Source organism: Campylobacter sp. CCUG 57310 (assembly GCF_013201975.1).
Lineage (GTDB): Bacteria > Campylobacterota > Campylobacteria > Campylobacterales > Campylobacteraceae > Campylobacter_A > Campylobacter_A canis.
Window position 1 is genome coordinate 1,804,210 of sequence record NZ_CP053845.1, and the last position, 14,397, is coordinate 1,818,606.

At 37.4% G+C, this 14,397-nt stretch carries 12 protein-coding genes and 5 tRNA genes; 3 read left to right on the plus strand and 14 right to left on the minus strand.

Going from position 1 to position 14,397, the window contains the following annotated elements:
• Positions 1–66: 66 nt before the first annotated feature.
• The 5 genes from CORI_RS09105 to CORI_RS09125 form a co-directional block, all read right to left on the minus strand.
• Complete coding sequence (locus CORI_RS09105; protein ID WP_173031712.1) at positions 67–1,845, minus strand: aryl-sulfate sulfotransferase; 1,779 nt, start codon at positions 1,843–1,845, stop codon at positions 67–69.
• A 191-nt stretch (positions 1,846–2,036) separates the two neighbouring features.
• Entirely contained in the window at positions 2,037–2,648 is a 612-nt protein-coding gene (locus CORI_RS09110; RefSeq protein WP_169943032.1) for a NapC/NirT family cytochrome c, read from the minus strand.
• Entirely contained in the window at positions 2,645–3,043 is a 399-nt protein-coding gene (locus CORI_RS09115; protein ID WP_254064988.1) for a cytochrome c3 family protein, read from the minus strand. Before CORI_RS09115 ends, CORI_RS09110 begins: the two co-directional genes overlap by 4 nt.
• 57 nt (positions 3,044–3,100) lie before the next feature.
• Positions 3,101–4,660 carry a flavocytochrome c gene (locus CORI_RS09120; protein WP_173031714.1) on the minus strand — a complete coding sequence of 520 codons (1,560 nt, stop codon included), beginning with the start codon at positions 4,658–4,660 and terminating at the stop codon, positions 3,101–3,103.
• A gap of 132 nt (positions 4,661–4,792) precedes the next feature.
• Complete coding sequence (locus tag CORI_RS09125) at positions 4,793–6,334, minus strand: flavocytochrome c (RefSeq protein ID WP_173031715.1); 1,542 nt, start codon at positions 6,332–6,334, stop codon at positions 4,793–4,795.
• 359 nt (positions 6,335–6,693) lie between these two features.
• On the opposite strand from CORI_RS09125, the gene CORI_RS09130 reads away from it, so the two are divergent.
• From CORI_RS09130 to CORI_RS09140, 3 genes are all read left to right on the plus strand, one after another.
• Positions 6,694–6,894: a 4-oxalocrotonate tautomerase family protein gene (locus CORI_RS09130; protein ID WP_172129453.1), complete on the plus strand. Its 201-nt coding sequence runs from the start codon at positions 6,694–6,696 to the stop codon at positions 6,892–6,894.
• A gap of 65 nt (positions 6,895–6,959) precedes the next feature.
• On the plus strand, positions 6,960–7,427 hold the full coding sequence (gene bcp / locus CORI_RS09135) for a thioredoxin-dependent thiol peroxidase (RefSeq protein WP_173031986.1): 468 nt from the start codon (positions 6,960–6,962) through the stop codon (positions 7,425–7,427).
• 265 nt (positions 7,428–7,692) lie between these two features.
• Positions 7,693–9,570, plus strand: coding sequence for an autotransporter outer membrane beta-barrel domain-containing protein (locus tag CORI_RS09140; protein WP_173031716.1), 1,878 nt, complete (start codon positions 7,693–7,695; stop codon positions 9,568–9,570).
• Positions 9,571–9,805: 235 nt separating this feature from the next.
• Here CORI_RS09140 and CORI_RS09145 read toward each other — a convergent pair whose 3' ends face one another.
• The 9 genes from CORI_RS09145 to CORI_RS09185 all read right to left on the minus strand — a co-directional run bounded on the left by CORI_RS09145 (position 9,806) and on the right by CORI_RS09185 (position 14,332).
• The gene (locus CORI_RS09145) at positions 9,806–10,441 is read right to left on the minus strand and encodes a LysE family transporter (protein ID WP_173031717.1); all 636 of its coding nucleotides are present in this window, start codon (positions 10,439–10,441) and stop codon (positions 9,806–9,808) included.
• Between the two features lie 151 nt (positions 10,442–10,592).
• A tRNA-Leu gene (locus CORI_RS09150) sits at positions 10,593–10,677 on the minus strand.
• Between the two features lie 11 nt (positions 10,678–10,688).
• A tRNA-Arg gene (locus CORI_RS09155) sits at positions 10,689–10,765 on the minus strand.
• 12 nt (positions 10,766–10,777) lie between these two features.
• Positions 10,778–10,854: transfer RNA gene (locus tag CORI_RS09160), tRNA-Arg, on the minus strand.
• A gap of 5 nt (positions 10,855–10,859) precedes the next feature.
• Positions 10,860–10,936, minus strand: a tRNA-His gene (locus CORI_RS09165).
• A gap of 8 nt (positions 10,937–10,944) precedes the next feature.
• Positions 10,945–11,022 (minus strand) — tRNA-Pro (locus CORI_RS09170).
• Between the two features lie 155 nt (positions 11,023–11,177).
• Entirely contained in the window at positions 11,178–11,846 is a 669-nt protein-coding gene (locus tag CORI_RS09175) for a DNA alkylation repair protein (RefSeq protein ID WP_173031718.1), read from the minus strand.
• Positions 11,836–13,176: an MATE family efflux transporter gene (locus CORI_RS09180; protein ID WP_173031719.1), complete on the minus strand. Its 1,341-nt coding sequence runs from the start codon at positions 13,174–13,176 to the stop codon at positions 11,836–11,838. Before CORI_RS09180 ends, CORI_RS09175 begins: the two co-directional genes overlap by 11 nt.
• Before the next feature lie 415 nt (positions 13,177–13,591).
• Positions 13,592–14,332 (minus strand): TerC family protein, encoded by a 741-nt coding sequence (locus tag CORI_RS09185; protein WP_169942988.1) that lies wholly within the window; start codon positions 14,330–14,332, stop codon positions 13,592–13,594.
• Positions 14,333–14,397: the final 65 nt, after the last annotated feature.

Here is a 14,397-nt window from a genome sequence, read left to right on the forward strand (position 1 = left end):
TCAAATTTAAGCTTTTAAAGAGGATTAGCGTGACCAAATTTAGCCACGCTAAAAGATTAAAAGATATTAATATTCAAATATATTTGGATTTATCACAAGAGAGCGATATGCTACATCGTCTCTTGAAGCAGACTCTACATCCATTTCAAATTTGATCTCGTTTGTCTTTGGATCGATCTCGATTAACACCATCTTAATAGTCTTATCGGGGCGAAGCAAATTTACGTTTGAGCTTGAGATGTAGTAAGTCTTTTTATCCTTTTGCCACTCGGTGTTGCTAGTAACCGCACTATAAAACTCAAATCCGCGCTCTTTGCCGAATTCCCAAGTTTGCTCGACAGTCAAATTTTTCTCATCTATCTTGTATTCAACCGCACGCGAATATTTATCCTCTTTAAACACAGGCTGCTCCATACCGCGACCATCACCGTTATCAAATACGCTTATGTGTTTTATATTGCCCTTATTTTCGTATCTGCCGGTTAGCCAAGCGGTGTGCTGCGTCCAAGACCAGTCAAAATCACTTTCGCATTTAGAATTTTCGCATTTGATTTTTTTGCCGTTTTTATCAACAGGAACCAAGACTTTAGCCTTAAAGTCATCGCTCCATCCTTCGGGACTTGCCAATATCCATTTGACCTTTTTATCTTTGCCGATTTTTACGATTCCTTGGTGGCGAAGAGAGAGAATAATACCCTCATCAACTGCATCATAAGAGATAGAGTTTACGTGCGCCCAATTATGTCCTGTACCGGTGCCGATCTTGTCGCCAAATGGAGCGTCTGAGCTAACGTCAATCTGCTTTGCGTTCATGTCGATGTTTAGACAAACTGCACGAGGATCAAGTGCTTTTATAAGATTGCTTCTATAGACATTGTTTCCAAAAATTTCGTTTAAATCCCACTCGTTTACAACTTTACCCGTACCGTCAAGCTCGATGATATGATCACGCACGGTGTGTGAAATTTGGCCGTCTTTGTGATGATAGTTGTATTTGCCTACACGAAGCAATAAATGATCGCCCTTAATCGGCAAAACTTCATGGCTTAGATCTATATATCCGCGCGGTAAAATTCTCTCATAGACTTGCTTGCCCATGAGGTCATATCGCATATATTTTTGCGACATTCCAAAGCTTAGATCGCCGTTTGGAAGTTGATGAAAGCCCATCATCATACCTGTATTTTCGACATTTCTCTCGCGGCGATCGTAAAATTTGGCGTAGTCAAGATACCATCTAACTTCACCTGCAGTATCAATGATATAGTTTTCCGTGTAGTCATTCCAGCTAGCAGCACCGCCACTTCCCTTACTCCAGTCAAAAGGCTTATGTATGCCCGTAATAGTGTTATTTATAAGATACAACCTATCCTTAAAATCAGGCGCAACTTTCTTTGGAACTCTCTTTTGCATATGTTCAAATCTAAAATCGCGGCTTAAGGTTACAATCGGTTGAGCGTAAATTTTATACATCTCTTTTTTCTTTTCGCCTTTAAATGTATAACTTACCTCAACTTGGTTCAAGTAATCAGGATATAATCCCCAAATAGGCACTCCGTCATGGTTCAAAAGAGCATTTTGTGAGACATTGTAGTTGATATCAACTCCTCCGTTTGGTTTGCCAAGTACGCGCACATGGATATCCGTTATATCTTTGCCTGCCCGATCGACTATAGCCGTCAATGGCGCTACATCATAAGGATTGATATAAACTCTTCCGAGCTCTCCTTGAACTTTTATCTGATGAGCCAATACTCCGGAATTTGCAGGAATAGGCGCTACAATCAAAGTAGCAAGAGGTAAAGAGAGTGCAAGTGCTGCACAAACTAAGGAAATTTTTCTCATTTTCTATCCTTTCTGTAAGATGTTGTATGTTAATGTATATTATTTATTTCACACAAATTTTGGCTAAATTTTAATTAAAAATTAAATATAACATATGTTTATAAACTAATAAAATATATTAAGTATTGCATGATAAGTTGAGTAAAATTTCAATAAGAGGCCCGACAAGCGTTTGGCTTATCGGGTTAGGTTTATTTTTCTTTAAAATACTCCGCTTCAAGCTTCTCAACCTCTTTTATAGCCTTTCTTTCGTAAAGCTTAAATTCAGGCGAATAATACTGAAGCACGGTTTTTAAGCCTTTGTGTCCCACTTCCAAGTGGCAGCTTGCACAACCTATTTTATTTTCCGTATCCAGCAAACTTACGTAATGCTCGTGCATCTCTATGGCTTTTTTAGAGAATTGCTCGTTGGTTAAGTAGTTCGGATGACACTTTATACATCCGTCATCAAACACATACCTAGCTCTATGCTTCATATTGGCAAGCCAATACGGGCTGGTTTTGTTAAAATCATCTGTAAAAAAGTGCTTATACCCCTCTACTACGCCGTTTCTAGCCTTAGTATAGATATAATTCACAAGGCTATCATGCGGTAAATGGCAATCCACACAATCAACTTTAATTCCCGTCTTACCCGCTCCGCCATGCACATCTTTTCTATAGGCTATCGCCATAGGTATCATCTCGTGGCAAACTACGCAAAATTTCTCATCGCTAGTTGCCTTTAGCGCTCCGTAAGTTACGTATGAAGCGGCAAGACCCAAAAAGCCTCCGATAACTACCCACAATAAAATCTTTTTCATGGCGTCTTCCTCATCCACTGCTTAACCTCCCTCTCATGACACTCGTCGCACATATTTATAGACTCCTTGTGCTCTCTGTGGCACTCGTCGCAGTATAAATTCGGACCGTCATGAACGGAGTTATGAGGATTGGCTTTTAGCAGATCCATATAAGCAAGCCGCTCTGCCATGTATTTTTTGTTCTTATGACAGGCGAGACAGGATCTCTCTCCTGGATCTTTAAATTTTTGAGGATCGTCTCCTTGCTCTGCGTGACAATTTAAGCAGTTAAACATAAGCACGCTGTGATGATCCTTGATGGGATACTTTTCTAAAAGCTCTTTCGTCATTCCTAAATTTTTATCGGCAACCTTGGTTGCATTGCCGTCGGCTGCCGATAAATTCGATATAGCCATAAAAAAGATACTAATTAATATTAAGATCTTTTTTTGCATCAATATCTCTCCGATAAATTAGATATTTTCTCCGGCAATCATACCAAATACCAAACAATCGGTAATAGCGTTACTTCCTAGGCGGCTTGCTCCGTGAGTACCGCCCGTAACCTCTCCTGCTGCATAAAGATTTGGAATCGGCTCATTTGTCACAGAAGATATAACTTGCGCTTTTGTATTTATCTTTAATCCGCCCATTGTGTGGTGAACTTTCGGAGCCCCTCTAACCGCATAAAATGGCGCAACAGAGATATCTATACCCTTTGTTGTTTTAGCATCTACAGGTTTTCCAAAGTCTGCGTCTTTGCCCTCTTTTACAAAGCCGTTATATCTCTCAACTGTCTTTTTAAGCTCATCGGCAGGGATTTTAAATTCAGCCGCAAGTGCGTCAAGGGTGTCAAATTTTTTCACGAGTCCGGCTTCAAGAGCTTTTTCGTAATGCACAGGAAGCATGTGAGTAAGCGCTCTTGAGTCGCAGAAATTTATAGGATAGTTTCTGTCATCCTCGCCTTTTTCATAAATTACTTTAAACATCGCTTCACTTCTGGTTCTTCTATCTGCCAGCTCGTTCATGTAGCGTTTACCTGTTCTTGGATTTACGGAAATTCCAAACATAAACGCACCGTTTACGTTAAACATAGATCCAACGCCAAATCCAGGCTCATCAGCGCAAGCCCACGGTCCGTATTGTATCCAGCTTGGTTGAACAGGATATGCGCCCACTCTAAACGCCGCTAAAAGTCCGCCCGCAGTTGAGCCAGGTTGGTTGGTAGAATCGGTCTCAGGAGTAATTCTTGGATCTTGAAGTCTTCTATAGACTTTATCTCGGCAAAATCCACCGCTTGCCAAAACAACCGCTTTTTTAGCTTTAAAATACTTCACGTCGCCGCTTTTATTTTCGGTATCATCGCTTAATAATTTGCCGTCAAATTTATAGTTTTCTCTTGCCATAACACCGATCACTGCGCCTTTATCATCTAAGATAAATTCATCAAATTTAGTTCTTTTTTTGATAGTTGCGCCTTCCATTTTTTCAAATGTTTCAATCATCGGAAGCACTATACCCGCACCGCTTCCGTTTTGGGTTTGCAAGCTTCTTGGAACCGAGTGTCCGCCTGCGTGAGTGATTTGGTCGATATATTTCGCACCGCAGTCAAGTGTTAATTTATACGCATCTTGCGCTCTTTGTCCGATTATCTCTAAAAGCTCTTTGTGGTTGATGCCGCGTCCTGCTTTTAAAGAGTCTTTCATAAATAGCTCGGTGCTATCTTTGATGCCCGCCTTTATCTGCAAATCGCTGTTAGGCACGGCAAAAATTCCTCCGTTGATAACGGAATTTCCTCCAAGGCGACCCATCTTTTCAAGCAAGACTACTTTGTTGCCTTTTTTAGCAGACGTTATGCCCGCAGCCAAAGCTGCAAAGCCCGAGCCAATGATCACAACGTCAAATTCCTCATCCCATTTAATGTCTTTAGCGTTCATAGCAGCATTTGCATTAACGCCACCTAGCGCCAGCATACCCGCGCCTACCGCACTAATCTTAACAAAATCCCTTCTGGATAAGTTTCGATTTTGCATTACATCCTCCTATGAATGTGTTTTAGATTATAAAAAGTCGCATTAAACGACAAATTATTTTTAACTAAATTTTCCGTTAACAGCAGTCGGCTCTCTATGAAACCGACTGCTAAAACACAGGATGAAATCCACCTAAATATTCTCTCCTGCTATCATTCCAAATGTAAGACAATCTGTAATCGCGTTACTTCCTAGGCGGCTTGCTCCGTGAACTCCACCTGTAACTTCGCCAGCTGCATAAAGCCCCGGAATTGGTTTTTTGTTATAAATTGATATAACTTGAGCTTTTGTATTTATATTCACACCGCCCATTGAGTGGTGAAGCTTTGGCACACCTCGCATAGCATAAAATGGCGGAGTTGATATAGTCACCCCTCCAATCATATCAACAGGCTTTCCAAAGTCAGGATCTTTTCCGTCTTTAACATACTTATTGTATTGTTCGACTGTCTTTTTAAGCTCGGCCGCAGGAATTTTATATTCGGCTGCCAATGCGTCAAGTGTGTCAAATTTCTTTAAAATTCCTGCTTCAAGCGGTTTATTTAGTTGATCCGGTAAAATATCCTTAACAGCTACAGAGTCGCAGAAGTTGATAGGATAGTTCTTGTCTTTGCCGATAACTATAAACATAGCATCGGATCTTATCTTTCTATCGGCAAGTTCATTCATATAGCGCTTGCCTGTTTTCGGATCTACACTTATGCCGTATCTAAAGCTTGCATTTACGTTAAACAATGCTCCTACGCCAAATCCACTCTCATCCGCACATCCCCATGGACCAAATTGTAGCCAGCTTACTTGCACCGGTACCGCACCTATCGCAAGTGCTGCCATAAGTCCGCCGGCTGTTGCACCGGGATGGTTGGTAGAATCAGCATCTTTATCTAGTCTTGGATCTTGAATTTGTCTATAAAATACATCTCTACAAAATCCACCGCTTGCAAGAATTACGCCTTTACTGGCCTTAAAGAATTTTGTAGTTCCGCTTTTATTTTCTCTATCATCATCCATTAAACTTTTATCAAATTTATAGTCTTCTCTTGCTTTTATACCGACAACTCTACCGCTATCATCAAGTATAAACTCATCAAATTTTGTCCTAGTTTTGATAGTAACTCCATCTATCTTTTTTACATATTCAATCATCGGCAGAACTATTCCCGAACCGCTTCCGTTGGTAGTTCCGTATGTCCTAGGCACTGAGTGTCCGCCTAAGTGTTCGAGTCTATCGCGATATTGCACACCGCATTTTAAAGTAAGCGCTAAAGCATCTTTGGCTCTATTGGCTATTGTTTCAAGCAAATCTTTATGATTTATATTTAATCCCGCTTTAAGGCAGTCTTTTAAAAATAGCTCGTTAGAGTCTTTTACCCCTTCTTTATCTTGTAAAGGATTGTGAGGAAAAGCGGCCAATCCTCCGTTAATTACAGAGTTGCCTCCTAGACGACCCATCTTTTCTACGAGTAAAATCTTGTAACCTTTTTCTGAAGCTTTTACGGTAGCCGCAAGAGCAGCAAAGCCCGAACCGATGATCACAACATCAAATTCTTCATCCCATTTGACATCTTTGCTATTCATAGCAGCACTGGCATTTACACCACCTAAAGCAAGCATACCTGCACCTACGGCACTAATCTTAACAAAATCCCTTCTGGATAAGTTTCGATTTTGCATTACATCCTCCTATGAATATAGTTTGAGATATTATTTAAATTAATTATATCAAATGGCCTAGGTTCTATCCTGAAATAACAAACTATGCCAAAAATAAAAATATTTTATATTTAATAAGAGTTAAAAATGCAATCAATATCGTCATTTTTGAGTTTTATTTTTGAATTTTAATATCAGTTCATATCTCTTTTTTTGTATTTTTTGTCAAAATTTTATTCATTTTATTAAAATATTATTAAAATGAATAACTAAAATTAAAATTTAAAAATAAATATTTTCATATTTTTAAAATTTGCCTGACATTACTTTTAATAAATCAAATTTGGCTATAATTTTTCAAAATTTTATAAGGAGAACAGATGCCTTTCGTAAATATCAAAGTTTCAGCGCCTGAGCCTACCAAAGAGCAAAAAAAGCAAATTATCGCCGAAGTTACGGACACTCTAGTAAGAACGCTAGGTAAAGACCCTGCTGCGGTGCTTGTGATGATAGAAACACTTGAAGCCGAAAGTATAGGCAAAAGCGGACTTAGCTTGGAAGATTTAAGGAGTAAAAAATGAGTTGCAAGAAAAAAGAAGCTTGCGAAGTAAAAAGTGAATTTAGCAAAGAAGATATAGAGCGCAAAGTGACACTTGCGACAGGTGATAAAGCGCCAAATTTCAGCCTTGAAAATCAAGATGGAGTAAGTGTGAATTTAAAAGACTTCATCGGTAAAAACGTCGTGCTTTATTTTTATCCAAAGGACAATACGCCCGGATGCACCACCGAAGCTTGCGAATTTAGCGCGATTTACGATGATTTTATCGCCCAAGATACGGTCATAATCGGAATAAGTCCCGATAGCGTAAAAAGCCATGCTAGCTTCATACAAAAGCAAAATTTAAAACATATTTTACTCAGTGACGAGAACAAAGAAGTAGCTAAAGCCTACGGGGTTTGGCAAGTTCGCAAAAACTACGGCAAAGAGTATCTTGGCATCGTTAGAACAACATTTGTTATAGGCAAAGACGGTAAAATTTTAAAAGTTTATAAAAGCGTAAAAGCCAAAGATCATGCAGCAAAAGTGCTTGCCGATTTAAGTAAAAACATATAAAATTTAGCTTGCTTGAGAGAATTTTAGACATTTTCTGATTTATAAGTTGATTTATACAAATCCTAAATTTTAAAAGAAATTTAGGATTTTGTTTGAGTAGCAAAACCAATAATTCAATCAAAAAATATATATTAATCACTCACAAACATGATTAATTGTTCAAAAAAACTATACATAAGTCAATTTATAAATTTACCGACTTAATTTCACACTTATTTAACACTTCTTAGATATATTAATATTTAATTAACATTTAGGAGAAAACATGAAATTTTCGAAAATAGCCGCTGCGGCAGCTATTAGCTTATGCTTATCTACTCAACTAGCAGCACATACATACTTAGAAGACATCAGAACTGGATTTTTGCAATATATTGAAAGAGGTGGTAATCTAAGAAACGACGATCCCGTTTTTAAAATTGTATTAATAGATTACATATTAGCTTTATCTACAGATGAAAAATCAAGTATAGCAGGCGGTATAAATAGCGAAAATGATATCAAATTTATTACAGAATATCTTGATAAAAGTTATAATCTGGTAACAGAGCTTTTTGAAATAAACTTTAAAAAACCATTAGAAAAGATGATAAATTCAAGTAATATAGATTCAAACAAATTAGAAGAAATCAATAGACAAATATCTCACAGAACTTTTATCTTTAAACTAAATGGACGTATTATAGATGGAACTACTAGCAAACTTACCGAAGAAGATATCAAAAACCGCTCCGAAGAACTAAAAGATATAATTGATAATTTTATGATAGAAAAAAGAAAAAAACTTTTAGCAAATGTGGAGCATTTTAAAAATTTAGTCAAAAAGAAAATAGCGGAGTTAAAAGAACAAGGCGGAGCAAATCAAGCCGAGATAGAACAAGCCGAAGAGTGGCTAAGGAAAGCAGAAAAAAATCAAAGCATCATAACCAAAGAGATCCAAGAAGACAACACAAAAGATATAATAAACATAGCCAATAAACGACTTAAAGACAGTGATGCAAAAGATATAGTAAATTCGCTTTATGACGCTTTAAGCTCTAACGAACAGCTTAGAAATACATTATCTACACTTTCAGCTACCCAAATAATAGACCTATCTAAAGACATATCATCATCGGTTAAATCTGTAGTTGATAATATCAACAAAAGTTCGCAAATAGAAGCGGTAAAATTTAATACCGAACTGGCGACTCAAACAAGGCTTGCAAAACTAAGCAATCCGTTCAATGATAACTTAGCTCTTGCTTATGCTATTAAAAATTTAAATTCAGTAGGCACCTTTGCTTCCAATGATAACGAAGTATTGTCTAGTATAATTAAACACTATACAGATAGATTTAATTATGATAATAACTTATGGGGAACAATACTTGGAGGCAAGGCAAAATTTGAAAACAACACAGACTCTAGTATCTACGGCTTTACTTTAGGATACGATAAGGCGTTTGATAATACCATAGTAGGCGGATACGCAACTTACGCTAAATCAAAAATTGACAACGATAAATTTAACAACAAAGCAGACAGCTATCAAGCAGGAGTATACACCAGACACTATATACAAAACAGCGAAATAGACACTAAATTATCCATAGGAAAAGCTAAAAACAAACTAGAAAGAAATATATCCTCACCTATCGGCACATTGTCTCAAAATGGTAAATACAATACCACTTTTGCATCCATTGATGTTGATTACGGATATGTATTTAGCTTACAAAATAGCTCTGATAAATTCATCAAACCCTTTATAGGAGTATCTTATAGTCATTTAAAAAATAAAGCATTTAAAGAAAGTGGCGCACTACCGTTAGCTTTCAATCCAACGACATCTAAAATTCTTAGTTTAAATACAGGAGTAGAATTTAGAAAATACATAGAAAACGGGAAATATTTCTATATAGCTCCAAGTGTTGAAAAAGAACTGTATAAACACTCAAACGATACTATAGTTAGGTTTGTAGGATCAAAAAAAGATTTGATATTTAAAGCAGGCAATAAAAAGAATACTTACTTCAAAATAGAAGGCGGGGCCGAACTAAATTTGACACATAACCTATCAACAAACATAAATTTAGGAATCAAAGCCAAATCAAAAGAGAAATTTTACAATGGCACTATAGGCTTAAGATATAAATTTTAATCTCATCTCTCGGCTAGAAAAAACTAGCCGAGTCTAAACCATACAAACTATATAATAAATACTATTTAAAAGATTTTGAGTAAATCAAAAAATAACCAAGAATAGCCAAATTTAAAATTTATAAACAAGGAGATACAAAGAAAGAATTCTTGCAAATTTATTAAAAAATAAAATGGTTTTTTAAAGAGCCAATACAAATTTGACTGCTTTATTATCTTTTTTTGCTAAATCGATCCTAATCCTTTGCAAAAATGACTTTAAGTCCAAAGCCAACTAGCAAAGCGCCCATAAATCGCTCTATGGCTTTTTTAAATTTATAAAATTTGCTTACTAAAATTTCGGTCGAAAACAAGCAACCAACCACTACAAACCAAACCAAATGCACTAAAGATATCAAAGCCCCGAAGCTAAGTTGAACCCAGATAGGGGTATTTGCAGTGATAAGCTGAGTGAAAATGCTAAAAAATAAAATAGTCGTTTTGGGATTTAAGACGTTGGAAGCAAAGCCCATTTTAAAAGCCTCAAACGCGGAAAATTTCTCATTTTCTACACAGCCTGCATCAATATCAACAAGAGATTTGGAAGTAAAAGTTTTATAGCCGATATAGATAAGGTATGCGGCACCCAAATATTTAATGATAGAAAAAAGCGTGATAGGCTGAGATATAATGAGAGCAAGCCCCGCGATAGAGTATCCTACGTGAACCCAGATCGAAGCGGCTATACCAAAAGCCGAGTAAATCCCAGCCTTTCTTCCGTGCATGATAGAATTTCTAACCGTTATGACAAAATCGGGTCCTGGACTAACGGTGATGACAAAAATTATAAATATAAGCGCTGAAAACTGGCTTGCATAATTAAAAATATCCATAAATTTTACTCCTTTACCGCTTTAAATTCGAATAAAATATTACAAAAAAATTATGAAATATTATATAAAGGCATAAAATTAAATTTCTGCTGAAAGATTTGTTTTTATTAATACTTTATATTTGTATCGGAAAGTTTGTGTATATTGAAGATGGTGCGGATGAAAGGACTTGAACCTTCACGCCGTGAGGCACCAGATCCTAAGTCTGGCGTGTCTGCCAATTTCACCACATCCGCACAATAATAAATGGTACGCCCAAGAGGATTCGAACCTCTGACCTACGGCTTAGAAGGCCGTTGCTCTATCCAGCTGAGCTATGAGCGCATAACAACAAAGTGGCGCGCCCGATAGGAGTCGAACCCATAACCTACAGATCCGAAGTCTGTCGCTCTATCCAATTGAGCTACGAGCGCCAAAGTGGGGTGAGTGATGGGAATTGAACCCACGACCCTCAGGACCACAATCTGATGCTCTAACCGACTGAGCTACACTCACCACATAGATGGTCGGGGTGAAAGGATTCGAACCTTCGGCCCCTTGGTCCCAAACCAAGTGCGCTAACCAGCCTGCGCTACACCCCGAAGTATGTGTGCCCTACTTCATTGAAAAAGCGCATTTTAACCAAAATTCGGCTCAATGTCAATAAATTTTAGATTAAAATTTATTTTTTAACTAGATATATTCATTTAACTATTAAAAGCAACCAAATTTAACTAAATTAGCAAAAATTTACATATCAAATTCTAAGTTTTACGAGCTCATCTTTGACGCTCTTTTGCACCCGAAAACTATCTCTTATCTTTGAAATAGTTTTGTTTTGCACAAATTTATCAAGCCTTTTACTCTCAAGCAAATTTAAAACAGGCTCTTTAAATTTGATAAAAATTTCAGCCAAAGCCCATGCTATAGCCATTTTGACATAGTATCTCTCGTCTTTTTCGTTTATGCAAATTTCAAAAAATTTATTAAGCTTAAATACCGCCAAATTTCTCATATAATAGACATAGAAAAAGCGCTTTTCATACTCCAAATTTGAGTCAAGACACTGTAAAAGAAGCAAATTTACAAATCTACTATCCTTAAATTTTATCGCGTCAAACTGATCGCAGATCGCCCAATTTGGCATAGTTTTTACAAATTCGCTTGCAAGAGCAAATTTACTCTCGTCATCTTTGATGTTTATAATCAAAAATGCCTTTATAGCAAATTCTTCATGGAATATAGGCTTAAAAAGACGAATTTCTTCTACGTCTAACTTGAGCGAAAAATCTTTGGCTATCTTTTTAAGCATAGGCGTTCTCACGCCCAAAATTTCAGGCTGAGATATTAGTTTTTGTGAAAAAATCCTAAATTTTTCTTCCTTATGAGTTTGTAAAATTTCAAATAAACTATCCTTAAACTCCACCGCTATCCTTTTTGAGTAATTTTTTAAGCTTAAAATACATATAAATCAAAAAACATCCCGCCGTAAAATAGACGTTGAAAAACATGCCGATCCAAATATCTACAAGCACCCCTTTTAACATATAAACCACAAATGAAAATATGCAAATTTGAAGCACGATCAGTCGCATAGCGTTTAGCACAAACGCCATTGTAGGTTTTTTAATCGCTTGCAGGGCGCTGCCTGAGATATTTATGACTCCGTATCCGAAAAATGCGAAAGAATTTATAAGAAGGTAGCTTTGTCCCGCACTTAAAACCTCGGCATTTGTATCAAAAAGTGAGATGATATAAGTGCCGCAAAACACGCAAAAAGCACAGGCGAACAAACAAAAATAAAGTAAAATTTTAAGTGCGCATTTATAGCACTCTATCACACGCTCATACTCTTTGGCGCCGAAATTTCGAGATATGATGCCAAGAACGGCGGCGGCTATGCCGATGGTAGGTAGGGCGACGATCTGCTCTATCCTAAGCGCGATACCGTATCCTGCAACCGCGTTTGTGCCGTAATGGCTTATAAATTTTAGCAGTATCAGTCCGCCAAGCGACATGGAAAGATAGTTTAAGCATGCAGGCACGGCTTGCCTTAAAATCTTAGAGTAAATTCGCCAGTCGGGCAAAAACATAGCCGGATTTTGAAAATCAATCATACCCGTTTCGCGAACTTTTTTAGACAGATAAAGAGTGCCTAAAAACTGCACGCTTGCCGTTGCAAAGGCTATCCCGCCCACCCCAAGATCAAAAATATATACATAGACATAGCAAAAAAGAGCGTTGATAAAAAGCCCTACAAACAGCCAATTTCTAAGCGTTTTTGTATCTCCAAGCGCGACCAAAACGCCGTTTAATCCCTTGATAGCCAAGAAAAACGGCGAAGCCAGAAAAATCACTCTTATATACTCAAGCGCTTCGCTTAAAAACTCATCGTTTGCACCCAACAAAACAAGCAATTTAGGCGTGATAAGATAGCCTAAAATTCCCATTGAAATAGCAAAAAGAAGCACGAAAGCAACGCCCTTTTGAGCGTAAATTTTAGCTAAAAATTCCCTTCTTTGCCCAAGCGAATTCCCAATCAGCGCAGTAAGAGCCGAACCAAATCCAAGCCCGATACCAACGACGCTAAGATAGAGCAAAAAGCTCATCGACATGCCCGCAACCGCAGTCGTTGAGATCGTAGAAGCAAAGTAAGTTCCCGTAACGTTATAAAGAGTGTTAAACATCATAGCAAGCCCGGCTGGTGTAGCTATGGTGATGATAAGCGGGCGAATCGGGTCTTTTATGAGGTTCAAATTTTGCCTTTTTGCTTAGTTGCGGACAAATTTTAGCAAATTTATTCAGCCCATAGGGTTAAATTTCTAAATTTATACAGGTCTTTTTATGAAAAACGAATTTAATCACAGCCTGCATGACTTTATAAATTCCACAAATAATGCGTTATAAACATTTTATTTTGGGCTATTTACAATTTATCGGCAAGCAAGCTACTCTGCAAACAATCATTGCGAAAAACTAGCGAATTTACGATTATAAAGATTGGGTTTTGCTCATAAGGCAAATAGTTTAAATTTGATAGTATATAGTAGAAAAATTTCGCTTTAAGCCGTGCCGACTATAGGCATATAAGATAAAAGCGGATTTATATTTTATAGATTTCAAATTTGTCGCCCGCATAAAAGCGAGCGAGTAAAATTTGATTTTTAAATTTTAGGCTTTACTTTCGTCTTCAAGTCGTTTTGCTTTTTTGCGAGCATAGATATTTAAAAGCTCGACCGCAAGCGAAAATCCCATCGCAAAGTAGATATAAGCCTTAGGCACGTGCAAGCCGAGTCCTTCGCCCACAAGAGCAAATCCGATCAGGATAAGGAAGGCAAGAGCGAGAATTTTGATCGTAGGGTTGTTGTCCACGAAATTTGATATCGATTTTGAAGCAAACATCATCACGCCAACAGCGATGATAACAGCTAAAATCATAATCTCAATGTGATCTGCCATACCGACTGCCGTTATAACGCTATCAAGCGAAAAGACTATATCAAGGATGGCGATTTCAGTGATGATAACTAAGAAATTTGCCTTTTTCGCCGTCTCTTTGTGCGATTCGCCGTGCTCGCCGGTTACGTTTGAGTGTATCTCAAGAGTTGATTTGGCAATAAGGAAAAGTCCTCCTAAAATAAGCACCAAATCACGCCCCGTAATCGTAAAATCAAATACGCTAAAAAGCGGTTTTGTAAGCTTCATGATCCAAAATAGCGAAAGCAACAACAATATACGAGTAATCATCGCAAAACTTAGCCCCATCAGTCTAGCCTTATCGCGCTGATGAGGAGGGAGCTTGCCGACTAAAATCGCTATAAATATGATGTTATCGATACCCAAAACTATCTCAAGTCCGGTAAGCGTAACTAGTGATAGCCAAGCTTCAGGAGAGCTGATCCATTCAAACATTCCGATATATCCTTTGTAGAAATTTAAATTTGATTATATGTAAAATTTGGTTTAAACTTTATGAA